Source organism: Desulfobulbus sp. (genome assembly GCF_030824455.1).
Lineage (GTDB): Bacteria > Desulfobacterota > Desulfobulbia > Desulfobulbales > Desulfobulbaceae > Desulfobulbus.
In genome coordinates this window covers 1-19,392 of the sequence record NZ_JAVBXR010000122.1, presented here as the reverse complement: position 1 = coordinate 19,392, position 19,392 = coordinate 1, and the positions used below count along the sequence as shown (strand labels likewise).

Annotated in this window: 10 protein-coding genes and 1 pseudogene; 5 read left to right on the top strand and 6 right to left on the bottom strand. The window is 58.7% G+C overall.

What is annotated here, in order from left to right:
• Positions 1–20: 20 nt before the first annotated feature.
• The 4 genes from RCH93_RS16335 to RCH93_RS16320 all read right to left on the bottom strand — a co-directional run bounded on the left by RCH93_RS16335 (position 21) and on the right by RCH93_RS16320 (position 7,441).
• A complete protein-coding gene (locus RCH93_RS16335; RefSeq protein ID WP_306549490.1) occupies positions 21–563 on the bottom strand; it encodes a septation protein A in 543 nt (180 codons plus the stop codon).
• A 111-nt stretch (positions 564–674) separates the two neighbouring features.
• Positions 675–1,844 (bottom strand): glycoside hydrolase family 26 protein, encoded by a 1,170-nt coding sequence (locus RCH93_RS16330; RefSeq protein WP_306549489.1) that lies wholly within the window; start codon positions 1,842–1,844, stop codon positions 675–677.
• 22 nt (positions 1,845–1,866) lie between these two features.
• Complete coding sequence (locus tag RCH93_RS16325; RefSeq protein WP_306549488.1) at positions 1,867–5,343, bottom strand: polysaccharide deacetylase family protein; 3,477 nt, start codon at positions 5,341–5,343, stop codon at positions 1,867–1,869.
• 559 nt (positions 5,344–5,902) lie between these two features.
• On the bottom strand, positions 5,903–7,441 hold the full coding sequence (locus RCH93_RS16320) for a sigma 54-interacting transcriptional regulator (RefSeq protein ID WP_306549487.1): 1,539 nt from the start codon (positions 7,439–7,441) through the stop codon (positions 5,903–5,905).
• A gap of 215 nt (positions 7,442–7,656) precedes the next feature.
• Here RCH93_RS16320 and RCH93_RS16315 point away from each other — a divergent pair, with 215 nt between their 5' ends.
• From RCH93_RS16315 to RCH93_RS16295, 5 genes are all read left to right on the top strand, one after another.
• Positions 7,657–8,757 carry an HlyD family secretion protein gene (locus RCH93_RS16315; protein WP_306549486.1) on the top strand — a complete coding sequence of 367 codons (1,101 nt, stop codon included), beginning with the start codon at positions 7,657–7,659 and terminating at the stop codon, positions 8,755–8,757.
• 56 nt (positions 8,758–8,813) lie between these two features.
• Entirely contained in the window at positions 8,814–10,028 is a 1,215-nt protein-coding gene (locus RCH93_RS16310) for an efflux RND transporter periplasmic adaptor subunit (RefSeq protein WP_373693313.1), read from the top strand.
• A 3-nt stretch (positions 10,029–10,031) separates the two neighbouring features.
• Positions 10,032–13,172 (top strand): efflux RND transporter permease subunit, encoded by a 3,141-nt coding sequence (locus RCH93_RS16305; RefSeq protein ID WP_306549484.1) that lies wholly within the window; start codon positions 10,032–10,034, stop codon positions 13,170–13,172.
• A gap of 10 nt (positions 13,173–13,182) precedes the next feature.
• Positions 13,183–14,598: an efflux transporter outer membrane subunit gene (locus RCH93_RS16300; RefSeq protein WP_373693314.1), complete on the top strand. Its 1,416-nt coding sequence runs from the start codon at positions 13,183–13,185 to the stop codon at positions 14,596–14,598.
• Between the two features lie 95 nt (positions 14,599–14,693).
• The gene (locus tag RCH93_RS16295) at positions 14,694–15,329 is read left to right on the top strand and encodes a TetR family transcriptional regulator (protein WP_306549482.1); all 636 of its coding nucleotides are present in this window, start codon (positions 14,694–14,696) and stop codon (positions 15,327–15,329) included.
• Positions 15,330–15,401: 72 nt separating this feature from the next.
• On the opposite strand, the gene pbpC is transcribed toward RCH93_RS16295, so the two are convergent.
• Positions 15,402–17,744, bottom strand: a complete 2,343-nt coding sequence (gene pbpC, locus RCH93_RS16290) for a penicillin-binding protein 1C (protein ID WP_306549481.1) — start codon at positions 17,742–17,744, stop codon at positions 15,402–15,404.
• A 95-nt stretch (positions 17,745–17,839) separates the two neighbouring features.
• Positions 17,840–19,392, bottom strand: a pseudogene (locus RCH93_RS16285) (alpha-2-macroglobulin family protein); the annotation flags it as partial.

Here is a 19,392-nt window from a genome sequence, read left to right as displayed (position 1 = left end):
ATGGTCGCCGTGCGGGGCGACTATTCTTTTGTCCCGGATTCTTCCATGTGCCGGGCGAGATACAAGGACTGAAGCACGACAAAGACCAAGGTCAGGCCGAGCATGCCAAAGAGCTTGAAATTGACCCAGGTGTCGCGGTCAAAAAACGACATCACGTACCAATTGGCCCCGCCCATGCACAGAAAAAAGAGCACCCAGGCAAGATTGAGGCGTCGCCAGACCGGTTGCGGCAGCGCAAAGTTGCCGCTCAGCATCCGCTCGATCGCGGTTTTGGGGCCAAAGGCATGGCTGACGAGAAAGGCGACGGCAAAAAGCCAGTTGATCACCGTGGGTTTCCACTTGATGAATTGCTCGTCGTGCAGATACAGAGTCAGGCCGCCGAAGACAAGAATAACCGCCAGGGTGACCAGTTGCATCGGCGCCACGGTGCGCGTTTTTATCCAGGCTACGGCAATCTGCGCGAAGGTGGCGGCAATGGCGACGCCGGTGGCCACATAGATGTCGAACAGTTTGTAGGCGATGAAGAACAACAGAATCGGGAAAAAATCGAAAAGAAATTTCATGGGCAACGCACGCGACTCTTTGAGGAAAAGTTGGCGGATATAAGCAACATTGACGGCATCATACTCTGGCCGGCAATTCTTGTGCAAGGCGGATCGTACATCCCCTCCGCGTCAATGGGTCGGGGTTTGCGGCGCAAATTGCGGCCGGTCGATCCAATACGGCGCGGCAACGCCGGTTTTATAGGCCTCCAGGGCCTCGGGCGACGAGTTGACGCGCAGGTTGCTGAAACTGCCGTCCCCGTTTTCCCAGCGTTCGTGCCAGTACACCGCCAGCCGCACCCTGGGATACTGGGTGGGGATGAGATTGAAGGCCTTGGTGATGAATCCCGCCTTGTCGGCCGGCGGAAATTCGCCCACCCCCCACTCGGCCAGGAATATTGGTTTGTTCGGATCCAACTTGGCGATTTCCTTGTAGGGCTCATCGATCATGGCGACAAAATCGGCCCACCCCTCGGATTTGCTCATCTTGCCGTAGACGCTCAAACCCAGCCAATCCACATATTCTTTTCCCGGATAATAGCTGGCCATGTGGTTCCAGGCGGTTCGCGGGGTGCTGAAGTTGTTGGCGTGGAATCCCCAGAGCACGTTGGTCGCTTTTTTCGCCCGCACCCGATCCACCACATAGCGGTAGGCCTGCTTGAAGGTTTCCGGCCCTTCATAGAGCGGATGGCCGTTATTATGGCCAACCACCTTGCCGCCGCCGTAAAAACAGCCGGACCAGGGAAACCAGGTTCCGTTCATTTCCAGGCCCCAGGTCACCAGCAGGGGTTTGCCGTAGTTTTTTGCCCCCTCGGCCCAGGCGTCGATGTAAGCGTCCCATTTGCCGGCCAGAATGTCGGGAAGTTTGAATCGATCCGGTCCCCGGCTCTCTTCATAGGGTTTGTCCCAGGGCGACCAGAAAATCAGCGGCACCGCCCCATAACCGGCGACGATGCGCACGGTTTTGGTGGGAAAGGCCTGATCGCCCCAGAAATTGCCAAAGGCAATCACCGCCTGGTGTTTGCCAGTCATCTGTTCAAAGGCGGTGAGGGCGTCATAGGTAACCTGGGCCTCGCCTTCGCCGAAATCCACATAGGCCCCGGTGTAGGCCCCGTTGGCGGGCATCGCCAAGGTCAGCGGACCCTTCGGCGCGCTGGTCGTTGTGGTCGTTGTCGCTGCTTTTGTTTCCGGTTCAGCTTGCTCGTTGCAGCCGGAACTCAGCAGGGTCAGAAGAAGGCAGCACCAGAGCGCCAACAGAAAGGCGGGCGGCGCGTGCAGGCGTTGGCGTTGACGTGTGAGCATAAGGTTCACCAGGGAGATGCGGCTACGCTTTGTAGGTGACCGAGGCGGTGCGGTCGAGTTTGCCCCAACCGACCCAGACCCCTTTGAAGGCTCGGAGGATCGCCTTGACGACCACAAAATTGAGCACTGGGCGATAGACAAACCGCATCGGCAGGACCAGCCAGATTTGGCGCAGGGGTTCGCGTTCCACCAGACAGGCGACGGCCGCCAGCAGCAGGTCGGCGGCGAGAAAAACGAAAAAGTAAACATAGAGGATGGTGTTGGCCGGACTCACCAGCAGAGAGAGCAGCAGAATCAGGTCAATGATCGAGCCAAAGGCCACCAGGAAGATGTTGAAAAACCAGGCGCTGGGCAGGCTGAACCACCCCAGGGCCTTGAACCGGGCGTTGAACAGCAGCTCCCGATGCTTCCACAGGCATTGCAGGGTGCCAAAGGCCCAGCGGAATCGCTGCTTGGCAAAGGTGCGCAGAGTCTCTGGGGCCTCGGTCCAGGCGATGGCCTGGGAGGCGTAGCAGATGCGATAGCCGCATTTGTGCAGGCTCAGGGTGAGGTCGGTGTCCTCGGCCAGGGTGTCGGTGCTGATGCCGCCGACCTCCGCAATGGCGCTCAGCCGCAATCCGCTGACCGCCCCCGGCACCACGGTGATGCAGTTCAACTGGTGATAGGCGCGGCGGTCCAGGTTGAAACCGCAGGTGTATTCCAGCGACTGGAACCGGGCAAACAGGGTTTTGGGATTGCCCACCCGGGCCCGACCGCTGACTGCGGCCACGGTGGGGTCGGTGAACGGCTGCACCAGATGGGCGATGGTCTGGGGGGTAAACTGGGTGTCGGCGTCCAGGGTGACCACAATGGCGCATTGGGCTGCGTCTAACCCAGTGCGTAGGGCCACAGCCTTGCCGTGATTGCTCTGGCGGATCAGGCGAATGCGGGAATCGCCCTCGGCCATGGCGGCGACAATGGCGGCGGTCTCGTCCTGGGAACCGTCGTCGACCACGATGATCTCCATGGGGCCGGCATACTCGGTGTTGACGACCGCCCGCAGGGTGTCGCGGATCACCTTGGCCTCGTTGTAGGCGGCGATCAGCACGCTGACCGGCGGCGTGTACGCTTCTGATGCGGGAGCCGTCGCCAAGAGCGCGTCGCCGCGGCGGCTGCGGATCGCCAGCCAGGAAACGACCAGGGTTTTGAGCACGGTCAGGCCGGTGGCCACAATCATGAAGGCCCAGAAGAAATTGGTCACCTCGTGGATGGCGGTAAAGCCGCTTTCGCTGATCATCCGGGTCAGGGGCTGCTGGTTGGTGGGCAGGGCCGGCATCAACTGGTCAGTGGGGATCTCCAGCATTTCGGGCAGGGGCAGGATGCGGTCGCCCCTGGCTTCGAGGTAGTCGATGATGCGCGGCAGGGCGGCAACGGTCTGGCTGCGGTCGCCGCCGGCGTCGTGGAGCAGCACCACGTTGCCGCCCTGCATCCGGCCCCGCTTGATCCGATCAAGCATCACGGCTACGCCGGGTTCGGCCCAGTCCTCGGGGTCCACGTCTTCGGTCACGGTTGCGTAGCCCATGTCCTGGGCCAGTTTGATCGGGACCAGTTCGTCCGGATCGTGGGGATTGGTGTCGGCGTTGTACGGCGGCCGGAACAGGATGGTGGAGTGGCCGGTGATCGATTCGATCAGCCGCTGGGTGGCGTTAAACTCCAGGTGGGCGCGTTCTTCGGAAACCAGGGCGATGTTGGGGTGGCTGTAGGTGTGCACCCCGATCATGTGGCCCTCGCGGAGGATGCGGCGGACGATCCGGGGGTGGTTTTCCATGTTGGCGCCGATCATGAAAAAGGTCGCCTTAACCCCGCGCTGTTTGAGGATGTCGAGGATTTGCGGGGTCCACTCGCTGTCCGGACCGTCGTCAAAGGTGAGGACAACGCCGTCGTCCGGGCCTCGGCCCTGATGGAGAATAGTCAGATAACTGGGGAATTTTTCATAGGTTTCGCTGACCCTTGCCCCTGGCGCGGCTTTTTTGTCGACCTGGATGCGGCGCAACCCCTCGCCGCGCTCGTCGGCAATGGTGATCAGGTTGCCCCGGCCGATATGGGCGATGCCCTCGCCGGGCGGGATGGTTTCCAAAGAAGCCAGATCGGCGCGGCGCAACGGCTTGTCGGTGGCAACGTCCAGAACGTCCCAGACGCCGGGGTCTTCAGTGCCCAGCCGGTTGATTGCAAAACCGCCCACATGACGCTCCCGCGCCGCAGTCAACTGGTTGAGAAAGGTGACCGCGTCGAGGAACCAGATGGTGTGGACCGTGCCCCCATCCTCATAGACAAAATGAGGGTTGGATGCGGCGGGATGAAATTCGCAGGCGGTCTGCGCTGAACGACCGGCGCGGCTCATCACGTCCTGAAAGCTAATGTGCTCGGCCTGTTCCTCGCCCTCGGCCCAGTCGTAACCGTAGGATCCCTGGGAAATGATCCATTGTTCGGGCTTGCCGTAGCCGTCGACCAGGGTGGAGAGCCAGCCGTTAAAAAACTCGCGCGAGGCGATGGGCCCCGGCGGATCGGATTCGGCGTTTTCGTCGTGGAGCATGGCCACAAAACGATCAACGTGGCGGGAGAGAACATCGAGGTCAAAGACCTTCAGCTCGCGGCCCACGGGCACGCAGATCCACAACTCCATGTTTTTTGCGTGCAGCGCTTCAGCCGTTTGCGCCAGCAGACCGCTCATGGCTCTGTGGTAGGTGGGGTCGACCTGCTGCCAGTCAATCACCACCCCGGCGGCGCCCATGCCGGTCAGGGCGGTTGTGAGCTGGGCGATGAACTGTTGCCGGCGCGCCTCAGGCCCGTTGAGCAAACTCTCCACCGTTTCCACCAGCCAGGCGTCGCCCTCGCCCAGATTGCGCAGCAGGGGCATGAGCGCAATGCTTTGTTCCTTGGCCAGATCAACAACCTGCTCGTCGACGACGACCTTGACCGTGCTTGTCCCTTCCTCAAGGGAAAGCCAGTCAGGACAGAGATGGGTCAGTTTGTCGGCGTGCGCCTTGAGGGAATCGAAGCTGTCCGGGTCCCAGCCCTCATACAATCCCAGCCGGATTTCCTGATTATTTTTGGCGGCAAGCGAAGGCGCGGTTGCCGATTTGGTCGCCGCGGCCGAGGCCCGTCCTTTTTCGCTTGAGTGCGGTCCGGCTGTGACTCCTTTTTTTCCCTTGGCGTAGTCCAGCCACAGGGGTTTGGTGGCGGCCTGGTTGTGATCTTTAGCCTGCAGGGCTTTCGCTTTAAGGCGGGATTTGAGTTGTTCCACCGCCGGCGGCAGGATGAGATGCGAGGGCAGCACCAGGGTTTGCACAAACAGCACGGTTGCGACAAACAACAGCAGACCGCCGGCAAAGGATAGGCGGCGCAATCGGGGCCAGCGCTTGCCGCGCCGGTCAAGGAAAACAAAGGAGGCGTCGTGTTCGGCGTCTTTTGTGGGCGGCTCGGGCGACTGCTCGTCGTGCGCCGGGGGCGGTGTGTGCATGGAGGCGTGTGCGTGCTCGAAAAGGTATGGTTTGGTCCGGTCGTCACTGGCGCCGGAGCAGGCTTTGCGTTTGCGTTAACGCCGTGTTCAGGGCAAAGAACGCAGGTGCATGAGCATACCGCTCCCCCTGATTTTTTTCAATCAGGGCTGAGCACCAAAGGGGCAAGCAAAAAATCAGCGGCATCAGGGGCGCAATGCAGACAAAAACCGGCGCGCCGCATTGCGGTTTGGGCGCTTGCCTGGTCAAGGGTGGTTGCTCATGGCGACGGATTGGTCTGTTTACAGGAACATGCAAGGCGGCGAAAATGACCAAAGCGAACCTCAACTGCGGAATATTTTTTCAGTCGTGGAGACCTGCGCCTGCGCGGTAACCCGTCGAGGTGGCCCCTCGCGATTGATCAGATGCGTGCCAACTTTTGGGCGTCAATGCGTGCGCCGCCATAACCGACGTGGGCAGGGTGATCGTTGAGATTGCCAATGTGACAATGCTTTCCCCTGTTTGCCCTGTCGCGTTCGGAAATCAGCCAGTCCGGATGATATGTCCTGAACCAGAGCTTTGTTATTGTACCCGGCCATAACGAATGCCGTGCTTTTTCATTCGTGCCCGGAGCGTGCTGGGATTGACGCGCAGCAATGCCGCCGCGCCATCAGGTCCGCTGATTCTTCCTTTGGTCAGCTTGAGTGCCCGCTCAATGTGGGCAACGACAACATCGTTGAGCGGCAACGGTTCAGCGGCGATGTTGAAGCCGTCAGGAGGACACGGTTTTGTAATCCCAAGGGCGTCGGTTTTGGCCAGAGAGGCAAAGGTAAGCAGCCCATCGCGTTGAATGATAAGCTCCCGCTCCACCATGTTTTCCAGCTCGCGCACATTGCCTGGCCAACGATATTGCATCAGTTGTTCCAATGCTCCCGGAACAATGGCCGGAATGTTTTTGATGCCCATTTCCTTGGCTTTCTTATTGATAAAATGTACGGCAAGCGCCGGAATGTCTTCCTTGCGCTGTCGCAGGGGAGGAATGATCAAAGGAAAGACATTGAGGCGGAACCATAAATCCTCCCGGAACCTGTTCTCCTGCACCATATTCTCCAGGTTGCGGTGTGTGGCTGCAATCACCCGTATGTCGATAGGTACGGCCCGTTGACCGCCCACCCGCTCGATCTCTCTGTTTTGCAGAACACGGAGGAGTCGTATTTGGGCCTGCGCGGGAAGTTCCCCTATCTCGTCAAGAAAAATAGTCCCCCGATTGGCCCGTTCAAAACGGCCGCGCTTCTCGGTGACGGCACCGGTGAACGCCCCTTTCTCGTGCCCGAACAGTTCACTGTCGACCAGGTGTTCCGGTATGGCGCCGCAATTCACTTTGATAAACGGGCCGTCTTTGTAGGCCGAGGAAAAATGAATTGCATTGGCGATTAACTCCTTGCCGGTTCCCGTCTCTCCCAAAAGCAGCACCGTATTGTTCAGCGACGCCACCTGTTTCACCATCTGCATGACGTTGCTCATGCCGCCATCTTGGCCGATGACCTCGTCGGCCGCACTCAAATAAAATTCCTTGCGCAACAGCCGGTTGTCCTCGGCCAACAGCTCGCTGGTGCGTTTGATTCGTTCATGAGCCAGGGCGTTTACCAGGGCAATGGTCACCGGACGCCTGATGCTGGTCAACAATTCGAGGTGTCGTTTTGTAAATTGATCTTTATTTCCCGCCCGCAGAGCAAGAATTCCGCAGAGATTCGCGTCAATCCACAGCGGCAGGATAAGGTCGGCCTTGTCTTCAAGTTTCAATAAAACCGCCAGGTCGGAATGGGGTTTGTTGAATTCTGTGGTGATGATGAGGGGCTCTCGGATCGGCACAGCCTGTATCTGCGCCCAAATTTCCTTGGGGACAGCAACGATCTCCTCCGGAAATTCTTTCTGATTGTCCGTTGCCAGCGCTATGCGGCGGATGGCTCCTAAATCGTCGTCTCTGATGCTCAAGCACATGCCAATGATGGGAAATTGATGCTTGAAATAGTCGAAGACATCGGCCAAAGCCGTTGCAATCTGCAGACTGCCACAGATGCGCAACGTGGTCTCCTTAAAAAAATCGTCCTTTCTGATCATCTCCTGCCACCTGAGTTCCCGCCGCAACGGTCCTTCTCGTCATATTTAACGAATATCCTCGTTTGTTGCCATATATAACACTTTATTTGCCATATATAGCATATATAAATTTAACTCAAACGTATCTATTTGAAAAAATGTATCTTTTCAAGATGGCACGGTTGTCGCTATACCACATTGTAATCAAAAAGCAGCCGTCTGGGTCGGAGGAACGCATGACAAAGAAATTCCTGTGGTGGATCAGCCTAGCCGCATTGACTGCCATTGGTTTGGGGGAGTGGCGGCAGTTGCGTTCCGAAAAGCCAAGTGAAGGTCTTGTAAGCAGTGGAGGCCACATAGAGACAAAAGAATTCGACATTGTCGCTCCAAAAGAGGGGCGAATTGCAAAGATCCTTGTCCCTGCAGGCGGTGTTGTCGCGTGCGGCCAGACGCTTGCCCGCATGGATGCTCGACAGCTGGAAGCGCAATTGCACGAGGCCCGAATCAATCTTCTGCAAGCGCGCAAGAGCGCGGAAACGGCAAGAAGCCAACTGGAAGACTGGATGAAAGAAAAGACTTTGGTTTTGCAACACGCGACGCCGCTAGGCGCGGAAATGAGCGAGGATAACGACCTTCGGCAAAACTCCAACGACGCATCCTCCGACAACGTGTTCGCACTGCAACATTTGCAAAAGGCGGATCTCCTCCCGGAGCAGCGACAACGCGACGTCTACCGCGCCAGAGCGGAAACTGCGATGCGGCGAATAAAGGTCACTGCCGTCAGGTCGCAATTGTTTGCAGCGCAGTCAGCGGTCATTGCCGCTGAAACCGCTATTGAGCGGCTGAAATCCGGCATCGACGCCTGTGTTGTGAAGGCTCCCTGTACCGCCCGAGTCCTCCAGCAATACGCCAAGGACGGCGATCTGTTGGCGCAAGGCGGCAGAGTGCTGCAGCTCCTGGATCTGAGGGAGGTCAACATGACCTTTTTCCGGCCCGCACACGAAGAGAAAATCCTGGGCATCGGCACAGAAGTGCGGGTGGCGCTCGACCTTGCGTCTCCAATCGTTCTGCCGGCGCAGGTGTCGTCCATCGCCGGCGATGCGCAATTTTCGCACGCGGCATGGGGAATCCCGCCGGATCAACACGAACCACAGATCGCCGTTCGCGTGAAAATCGCGCCGGAACTCATCAAAGTTTGCGGCAGCGAGATAAAAGGCGGAGTGACCGGCTGGGTTTATGTGCGCTTTGATAAAAACATCCCCTGGCCGGCGGTTCTGGGCGTCAGATGCCCAGATGCGGTTTGGTGGCCATGCGCAACGGCAAAGCAACGGCAATAAACAGCAATGGAGACGTCGATGAACAATACAATTACCTATTTTAAACAAGTTAACGTATGCGAAGGAACCCAGACATGAAAACAATGAACACCAGAAAATTCCTCCTCTTCTCCTTATTGCTGGCTGCCGCGTTGTTGAGCGCCTGCAGGCAGGAGGACAAAAAAATCGTCGCGCCAGGCCCCGTGGAAGTGGAAGTGACCACCGTCAGGCCTCAACCGGTCAATCTGGCGACGGAATTACCCGGCCGAACCGCAGCCTATCGGATTGCCGAGGTCAGGCCACAGGTGGGCGGTATCATTAAGAAACGAATGTTTACCGAGGGGAGCGAGGTCAAGGCCGGCCAGTTGCTCTATCAGATCGATCCAGACACCTATCAGGCCCGATTCGACAGCGCCAAGGCCGCGCAGGCCAAGGCCGAGGCCCTGGAACATTCCGCCCGGCTCAAGGCCGAACGCTACCGATCCCTGGTGCAGACCAAGGCGGTGAGCGAGCAGGATCAGGTCGAAATGGAGGCCAACTGGAAACAGACGGTCGCCGACGTTGCCGCCGCCAAGGCTTCTCTCGACAGCGCCCAGATCAATCTTGAATACACCAAGGTCATCGCGCCGATCAGCGGCCGCATCGGCAAGTCGACAGTCACCGAGGGCGCCCTAGTCACAGCCGAGCAGGCCACGGCCCTCTCCACCATTCAGCAACTCGACCCGCTGTACGTCGATCTCAATCAGTCGAGCACCGACATGTTGAACCTGAAAAAAGAGCTGTCCTCGGGGCAAACTCAGAACCGCAACAAAGCGCAGTCGCCGGTCAAGGTGCTGTTTGAGAACGGCTCCGAGTACGGCCAAACCGGGGCGCTCGAATTTTCCGACGTCACCGTCAATCAAACCACTGGCACGGTGATTCTCCGCGCGATTGTGGCTAATCCCGGCCATGAACTGTTACCGGGCATGTTTGTCCGGGCGAGGATCGATAAAGGCCAGCGGCCCAACGCCATCCTGATTCCTGCCGCCAGCGTCAGCCGCAACACCAAGGGGCAGGCTGTGGTTTTGCTGGTCAACAAACAATCAATCGTGGAGTCGCGCCTCATCCAAACCGGCCAGAACATGGGCGAGCAGGTGCTGGTTGACGGCGGTTTGGTTGAGGGCGAGCAGGTGATCGTGTCCGGCTTGCAGAAAATCAAACCGGGTGTTCCGGTCAAGGCGCTGACCGTTTCCGCGTCCGACGGCAAACAATCTTCCATCGGCGTCCCGACGTCGGTTGCACAAGCGGAGTAAGTCATGGCTCGTTTTTTTATTGATCGACCAATTTTTGCCTGGGTTATCGCCATCGTCATCATGCTGGCCGGCGCGCTGGCGGTTATCCGGTTGCCGATTGCCCAATATCCCGAGATTGCGCCGCCGGAGGTGAAGATCACCACGAAATATCCCGGAGCTTCCGCCAAAACCATTGAGGACAGCGTCACCCAGATCATCGAACAGAACATGACCGGGCTGGATCATTTTATCTACATGAAATCGGAGAGTTCCAACGCGGGCAAGGTCACGATTACGCTCACGTTTGAATCGGGCACAGATCCCGATATCGCCCAGGTGCAGGTGCAAAATAAGCTGCAGCAGGCGCTCACCTTGCTTCCTCAAGAAGTACAAAAGGAAGGGGTTCAAGTCACCAAAACCAACTCGACTTTTCTGATGATTGTCGGTTTGATCTCCACCGACGGCGGCGTGGATAAAAACGATCTGTCTGATTTCATGGTCTCCACTCTTCGGGATCCACTGAGCCGCACACCTGGTGTCGGCAGTATCACAGTTTTCGGCTCCCAATATGCTATGCGTATCTGGATCGACCCTCATAAGCTCAACAGCTACCAACTTACTCCGCTCGATGTCAGGACCGCCATCCAAGCCCAAAACAATCAGGTTACCGTCGGTGATCTCGGTGGGACGCCATCGATTGCAGGGCAGCAGGTGAGCGCCAGTATGATGGCACAGACGAAGATGAGTTCGCCGGAGCAGTTTGCGCAGATTTTGTTGAAAGTGAACAGCGACGGCTCCCAAATCCGGCTCAAGGATGTTGCCCGTGTGGAGGTCGGCGGAGAAAGTTACGATTCAATCACCACCTTTAACGGTCAGCCGGCCGGTGCTCTGGCCATCACGCTCGCCACCGGCGCCAATGCTCTGAACACCGCCAAGGCCGTCCGTGACAAGTTATCAGAATTGCAGCCATATTTTCCTTCTGGCGTGCAGGTGATCTACCCCTATGACACCACCCCCTTCATTGAGATTTCGATCAAGGAGGTCGCTCATACCCTGATTGAGGCCATCATTCTGGTCTTTTTGGTAATGTATCTCTTCTTGCAGAATTTTCGGGCCACCCTGATTCCGACTATTGCTGTACCCGTTGTTTTGCTTGGCACCTTCGGCGTCATGTCGGCCTTTGGATTTTCGATCAATACACTAACCATGTTTGGTCTGGTCCTAGCCATTGGCCTACTCGTCGACGATGCCATCGTGGTTGTAGAAAATGTCGAGCGGATAATGGCTGAGGAGGGATTGTCGCCCCTTGAGGCCACACGTAAGTCCATGAATCAGATCACCAGTGCCCTGATCGGCATCGCCTTGGTGCTTTCTGCGGTTTTTGTGCCAATGGCCTTTTTTGGGGGCTCCACTGGCGCTATCTACCGGCAGTTCGCCCTCACGATCGTTTCGGCCATGACACTTTCCGTCATCGTTGCGATTATCCTCACTCCGGCCCTCTGTGCCACCCTCCTTAAACCAGTAAAAAAAGGTGACCACGCACAGAAACGCGGCTTCTTTGGCTGGTTCAATCGGGTGTTTGAAAGCAATGCTGACCGTTATCGAGACAGCGTTGCCTATGTGCTCAAACGTGCCGGACGCTTCGGGTTGATCTACCTCTTGCTCATCGCGGGCATGGTCTTTCTTTTCACCAAGTTGCCGACTTCTTTTTTACCAGAGGAAGACCAAGGCGTCTTCCTCACCATGGTGCAACTTCCAATCGGCGCTACGCAAGAACGCACCCAAAAGGTTCTTGATCAGGTGCGCAATTATTACCTTACCGAGGAAAAAGCCAATGTTAATTCTGTGCTGACTGTGGCAGGTTTCAGTTTTGCAGGGAGCGGTCAAAATATGGGGATAGCCTTCGCGCAATTGAAAGATTGGAGCGAAAGAAAAAAATCACAGCAGTCGGCGAAAGCAGTCATTGAGCGGGCCATGGGGCCATTTTCCCAGATCAAGGAGGCTGTAGTTTTTGCTTTCAATTTGCCCGCCATCTCGGCACTGGGCAACTCAACCGGTTTCGACTTTTTCCTGCAGGATCGCGGTGGTTTGGGTCATGATAAATTGATCGAGGCCCGTAACCAACTGCTTGGTATGGCGGCTCAAAATCCCAACCTCATCCGCGTTCGACCCAATGGAATGGAGGATGCTCCGCAATACAACATGGATATCGATTATGAGAAAGCCATGGCCTTCGGGATCACTGTTGACGACATTAACACCACCCTGTCAACGGCTTGGGGTTCATACTATGTCAATGATTTTATAAATAATGGTCGAATTAAGAAAGTCTACCTCCAGGCTGACGCTCCTTACCGCATGCAACCGGAAGATGTCAATTATTGGTATATTCGCAACAGTACCGGAGAGATGGTCCCTTTTAACACTTTTACTACCGGTCACTGGAGTTTTGGTTCGCCTCGATTGGAACGTTTCAACGGGAACCCGGCAGTCGAAATCGTCGGTGAAGCGGCGCCCGGTAAATCAAGTGGCGACGCCATGGCGATCATTGGCCAATTGGTTGCTCAACTCCCGAGTGGCATTGGTTATGAATGGACCGGAGCATCCTTTCAGGAGGCGCAGGCCGGTTCACAGGCCCCAGCCCTCTATGCCATTTCGCTGTTGGTTGTTTTTCTTTGCCTTGCCGCCCTATATGAGAGTTGGTCGGTGCCGTTCTCGGTCATGTTGGCCGTGCCTCTGGGGGTGTTAGGAGCATTGGCTGCGGCTTATTTCCGGGGCATGGAAAACGATGTCTATTTTCAGGTCGGATTACTGACCACCATAGGTCTGTCGGCTAAAAACGCCATCCTGATCGTTGAGTTTGCAAAAAGGCGGTACGACAAAGGCAAAGACATTGTCGAGGCAACTGTTACAGCTTGCAGATTGCGACTTCGCCCCATTCTCATGACATCGCTAGCTTTCATGCTCGGCGTTTTACCGCTGGCTATTAGTACCGGCGCCGGCGCAAATAGCAGGCATGCAATTGGTACGGGGGTTTTGGGTGGCATGCTGTCGGCAACTGTTTTGGCGATTGTTTTCATCCCCCTCTTTTTTGTGGTGGTTATGCGGTTGTTTAAAACCCACCGGGCGTCGGAGATTGCCGTCGTACCGGTTCAGGAGCATTGATATGTTCAATATTGCAAGAAAACATCTAGCTGCCGGGGCGCTGCTGTTCATGCTCGGCGGGTGCACCCTGGCCCCGCACTATCACCGGCCGGATCTGCCGGTGGCCGAAACCCTGCCGGACACTCAGGGAAAACAGCACAATGGCGCTGCGGCGACCAAAGAGACCGTTATTGACGCGGAGCTTGGCTGGCGCGAATTTTTTGTCGATTCTCAACTCCAGCGGCTCATTGAGACGGCGTTGAACAACAACCGTGATCTGCGCGCCTCCGCGCTCACCCTTGAGTCCTACCAGGCGCAATACCGGATTCAACGCTCGGCCCTGTTTCCCTCGGTGAACGGCGACGGGTCCGGCAGCAAGCAGCGCACCCTCAGCGGCGGCAACTATGTCACGGCGGAAACCTATTCGGCTTCGGTGGGCGTCACCGCCTATGAGCTCGATCTTTATGGTCGGGTACGAAGCCTTAAGGACAAAGCCTTGGAAGAGTATCTGGCCATGGAGGAAACCTATCGGAGCAACCGGATCAGCCTGGTGGCCGAGGTGACCACCGCCTACCTGAGTTGGCTGGCTGATCGGGAACTGCTGATTGTCACTGAAGACACCAAAACAATTGAAGAAGAATCCTTTCACCTGATCGAACAGCGCACCCAACAGGGGTTGGCGACGCAGCTGGATCTCGCCCAGGCGCGCACCAGTCTGGAAACGGCCAAGGCAAATCTGGCGAAATACAATCGTCAGGTCGCGCAGGACCTCAACAATCTGACTTTGTTGCTTGGGGCGCCGTTGCCGGCAGGTTTTGCCGAAAAAAAATCTCTGGGCGAACAGATGGCGCTGTCCGCAGTGCCTTCACAGCTGTCTTCACTGGTGTTGCTGCAGCGTCCGGACATCATCGCCGCCGAGCATCAGCTCAAAGGCGCGCACGCCCAGATTGGTGCGGCTAGGGCCGCATTCTTTCCCTCGATCAGCCTGACCGCCAACGCCGGCAAGATCAGCGGCGAACTGTCTGATCTTTTCGACTCCAATTCCGGAACATGGCTCTTTTCGCCGTCGGTTAATCTGCCCATTTTCACAGCAGGAAAGTTGGAGGCTGAATTGGATGTGGCCAAGATCAGTAAGGATCTGTCGGTGGCCCAATATGAGAAAGCGATCCAGACGGCCTTTCGAGAAGTTGCCGACGCCTTGGTTGCCAGCGAGACCTACCGGGAACAATTAAAGGCGCAAAAAGCGAACTTGGAGGCCAACCAAGAGTACTATGCGTTGGCGAGAAGTCGATACGAGCAGGGCGTGGACAGCTTTCTGACCCTCCTGGATGCCCAGCGATCTCTTTATAGCTCCCGCCAGCTGTATTTGAACCTGAAGTTGCTGCAGCAGGTCAACCAGGTAACGGTCTACAAAACGCTGGGCGGCGGTTGGAAGGAACGGCGTTAATCCGACCCGTTCGCGTGATGTGGGGGTGCTGAAACCAGGGGGGCGGCGCAGCTTGAAGAATACCTTTAACCCCGGCCGATGATTTGAGAAAAGCCATGGCGCGAAAAACAAAAAACGATGCGAAAACAACGCGAAACAACATTCTTGACGCCGCCGCGCGGGTCTTGCTGCGCCGCGGCGTCGCCCGAACCTCTCTGATCGACATCGCCCGAGAGGCCGGCGTAACCCGGGGGGCTATTTATTGGCATTTTGCCAACAAGGACGATCTGCTGCGCACCCTGTGGGAGGGCCTGCTCAAGGAAGATGATTTTTTCTTCCAGACCCTGGACGTTAAGGACGAATCGGATCCTTTAGGTTTTTTGGTGGAGCAGCTGTTTGTTTTTCTCAAAAAACTGCCGGCAAACGCCCGACGACAACGGCTGTTTCGCCTGTTCCTCAACGAAAGCGACATGTCCAGCCTGGGCGACTTGTTTCCTTTTGATCGGAAAGTCTTTCAGTTAAAAAGAGTGCATACCATTGAGGCGCTGTTGTCTGACGCCATCGAGAAAAAGCAATTGCCTCCAGGCATTGACGCCAGCTTGGGGGCAATTGCCATTATTTCCTATGTTGACGGCCTGGCGCCCCAGTATCAACTGCTGGTTGACGAGTTGGAGATGCACATAGAAACGCCGTTTCTCATCAATGGGCTGATGCACATGCTGCGCTTTGGATGCATCCGGCAAAGTTGTTGAAAAACAGCTCTGGCCGATCGGTCCCAGCCTGTTTGATGAATGCAGGTGGACGGCACATTCGGCCAAGGGCCGTTAAGGGAGGTATTCCACCTCCAAGATGCGGTCGGCGCTGCGCCCCTGATCGTCGACCACGCTCATCTCGAAACGGCCGGAATGGGAGGGCCGCCAGGGCAGGGCGGCATCACGGGCGCGGGAGCCCAGGTAGCGGTTGTCGGCAAACCAGTACATCCGCTCGCAGTCGGCGTCAATGGCGGCCGCCAAATCAATGGTTTCCGCTGGTTTGGACAGGCGCAGGGCATAGGCCACATTGCTAAGCGGCGAATTGATGCGGGGCGGATTGCCGGTGTTGGCAAGGGGTCCGCCGGCCGGGTTTTGACCGCAAACAGCGGGCTGCGGCGGCAGGCGGCGCGGCAGGCCGGCGTCGCGGAACAGCCGTTGCACGTCCGAAGGCCAGAATTCAAAGACCTCCTGCCGGGTCTGCGCTGGATCAAAGGGCGGGCAGGCGGCCAGACCGGTGCGCTGGTCAATCGTCACCGGGCGATGGAGGGTAGAAACGCGGATTGGCGACTTGCCGGGAATGAACCAGGCGGCGGCGGTTTGCGGGCACCAGCGGTTGGGCAGATCGCCGGAAGCGGCGCAGACCTCAACCCGGATCAGTCCGGGCGGCGGCGGGTCCGGTGCGGGTTGCTCGTCGGCCAGGGTCAGTTCCAGGGCGTCGGTCATGCGGAAGAAGAGCGGGGCCGCAGCCTTGAGCCCGACAAAGGCCGGGTTGGCGCGGCCGTCAAAGTTGCCGATCCAGACCGCCAGCACATAGTCGCCGGCCAGACCCACGGTCCAGGCGTCGCGAAAACCCCAGGAGGTGCCGGTTTTCCAGGCGGTTTTCCAGGCGCGGGCAGTGCTGTCGCGATGATCCGGGCGCGGGTTGGCGCTGAGCATGTCGCGCACCAGAAAGGCGGCCTGGGGCGAGAGCAGCCGGGTCCCGGCGACGGTGGGGTCGTCCTGCCGATAGCGTAGGGGCAGGAGCAGGCCGTTGTTGGCCAGCATGGCGTACAAGCCGACCAACTCCTCCATGGTCAGTTCGCCGCCGCCCAGCACCAGCGACAAGCCGTAATGTTGGGCCGAGCGCAAACGGGCGACGCCGGTGCTGCGGAGAAAATCGTACAGGCTTGGGCTTTGCAGTTGGTTGGCCAGGGCAATGGCCGGGACATTGCGGCTGCGGATCAGGGCGTCGCGGGCTGAAATCGGGCCGACAAAGCGGCCGTCGAAGTTTTCCGGCTGAAAGGGGCCAAAGGCGGTGGGCGCGTCGCTGAGAATCGACAGCGGATGGATCAGCCCCTGGTCAATGGCCAGACCATACAGAAAGGGTTTGAGGGTGGAGCCGGGCGAGCGTTTGGCCAGCGCGCCGTTGACCTGGCCCAGGATGGCGGGGTTAAAGAAATCGGCCGACCCGATCAATGCCTTGACGCCCATGTCGCGGCGGTCAACCAGCAGCGCCGCCCCATTGACCACGCCCTGGCTGCGGCGCTCCGCGATGTATTGGCGCAGAATCCGCTCCAGCAGACTTTGCAGGCGCGGATCAAGGGTGGCGTCGATTACCTTGTCGTCGCCGGCGTTGCCATGGTCGCGCAGCAATTGCTCGGCGAGGTGGGGGGCGACAAAGGGCAGGCGGCTGCGTTCCAGGCCGTTGACGTCCTGATCGAGCAGGCTGGTGGTCGCCGATTCCTGGGGATGACGCCTATGCCACTCCTCGGTCAAACGCTTGCGTGCCGTTTGCTGTTCCCGGTCAAAATCGCCGCGCCGGGCCGGGTTCTGCGGCATCACCGCCAGGGCCAGACTCTCGGCCAGGGTCAAACGGCTGGGCTCCTTGGCGAAATAGATCCTGGCCGCCGCACCCACCCCTTCAATATTGCCGCCCATGGGCGCAAGGTTGCAGTAGGCCTCCAGCAGTTGGTCTTTGCTGTAACGGGCCTCCAGCCAGAAGGCCAACGCGATTTGTTTGATTTTGCCGGGGATGCGGCGGGTGTTGAGCTGATAGAGCCGCCGCGCCAGCTGCATGGTCAGGGTGGAGCCGCCCTGACGCTCGCCCCGGCCGTAGGTGGCCAGGGCGGCGCGCGCCAGCGAAAGGAGATTAACGCCCGGATGCCAGTAAAAATACCGGTCCTCCTTGAGCAGGATCGCCTCCGTGGTCGCGTCCGCCAAGTCCGCCAGCGGCGTCCACAGCCGGTACTGACCATCGCGGGCCAGGGTCAGGCGCAACATCGAGCCGTCGGCGGCCCGGATCAGCCGCGAGGAGGGAATGCCGGCGCTTATCGGTTCGGCCGGCAGCCAGTTGGTCAGCAGCGTCAGCATCCCCAGCAGCAGCAAGACGAGCAGCCCAAACAGCGCCAAACCAAGCAGCAGCGATACGGACCTCATTTTCCGCAAACGTTGAAGACGCCGAAATACCTGCAATCCACGTCTCCCGAACCAAGCGGTTCCCGGCCCTGCAGGCGTCTCGCCGGGCCCGGAGTTCACGGCTCGACGATGGTCAGGACGCCGCTCTCGCCTCGTCCCTGCAGGCCGCGCTCATACATGCCCTCGGCATAGGGCGGCGGGGTGCGGAAGGTCCCGGCATTGGTGGCCCGCACCTTGTACTCGTAGGTCGCGACCTCCCGCGAAAGCCCGGCGTAAAGCACCACCCGGTCGTCGCGGGTGTCGACAAAGGCCGGTTCCCAACCGGTCGCAACCTCCTCGCTGGTCATCGGTTGGTCTGCAGTTTGATCGTCCGCGCCGTCTGCGCTCTCCTCGCCTTCGATCACCTCTTCTTCCAGATCAGCCGGAGCTGCAACCACCGGCTCCACCCCGCCGGGCAGCAAATCGACAATGGCGATTTCGCTCAGCGCGTCGCGCTCGGTGGCCCGCAGCCGCAACCGCACCGTAAACTCCTCGCCCACCTTGACTTGGCTGAGCACCTTGCCGTCCGCGCCCAGGTATTCGCGCAGAATCTCAATCCCCTGTTGCAGAGGGCCTGCCGGTGGTTGGCGATCAAATCCGGCCTCGGTCAGCTGATAGAAGGAGGGCAGGCCCGCGTTCGCCTTGCGCAGCATCACCTTGTCCCAACCCTGGGGCACAGCGGCGTGCAAAGGCCGACCGGCCAGGGCCAGCGGTTGGGCTGTTCCGTCGGCCAGCCCCACCTCGGCGCTCACCTGACCACTTTTGACCGCCACGCTGCGGCCATAGAGGTCAAAGGCCCGAATCAACAGGGCGGCGGACAAAGAATGATATTGATCTTGGGACAGCCGCGCCCCCAGGGCCGGCAACAACTCCGCCGGAATTTTAGCGAGCAGATCCGGGAAGTGCCGGGCAATCAGGGTCAGCAACTCGGCGTCGCGGCTTAGGGCGTCGTCAAAAACGCCCGTGAAATCATCCGGTTCGGGCTGCGCCGCCAGGGTCTGCCAGGGCACGGTGGCCATCAGCTTGTCCGCCTCGCGCCGCTGTTTGAGCAGGGCCTGACTCGCGGCCAGATAGGCGGCGGTCAGATCGGTCCGCCAGGTTTCGCGGTGATGCTTCTCCAACTGCTCCACTATCGCGCCCAGAGCGGTGCTGGTCACCCGACCCTGCCGGGTCAGCAGATACACGGCGCGGGCCTTGGTGCGCAACTCGGCCATTCCCTCTGCCGGTCCATTGGCAATCCGTTCCAGATAGGCGCGGCTCTGCTGCGCCAAATCGGTGGGCACAGCCGCGCCCCGCTCGCCGGCCTCAATCAGGAAATCAGCGGCATAGACCGAAATCTCGGGCTGCACCACCAGATTGCTGGCCCACTGACCAAACCCACCCGCCTCGTTCTGCCGCTGACGCAGGAGGGCAAAGGCCGATTGCAGCGGCCTGAAATCAGCCCTCGCCAGTTCCTCCGGCTTGGCCGCGATCAGGGCGGGCATGGCCTTGGACAACAACTGCTCGGTGCAGGCGTAGGGGTACTGTTCCAGATAGGCGGCCAGTCCCTGGCCCCAGACCAGCGGCGAGTGATCAAAACCCAGCGCAACCGCGCGATATTCGGTGTGCAGGTCGCGCTGCCGCTGCAGGC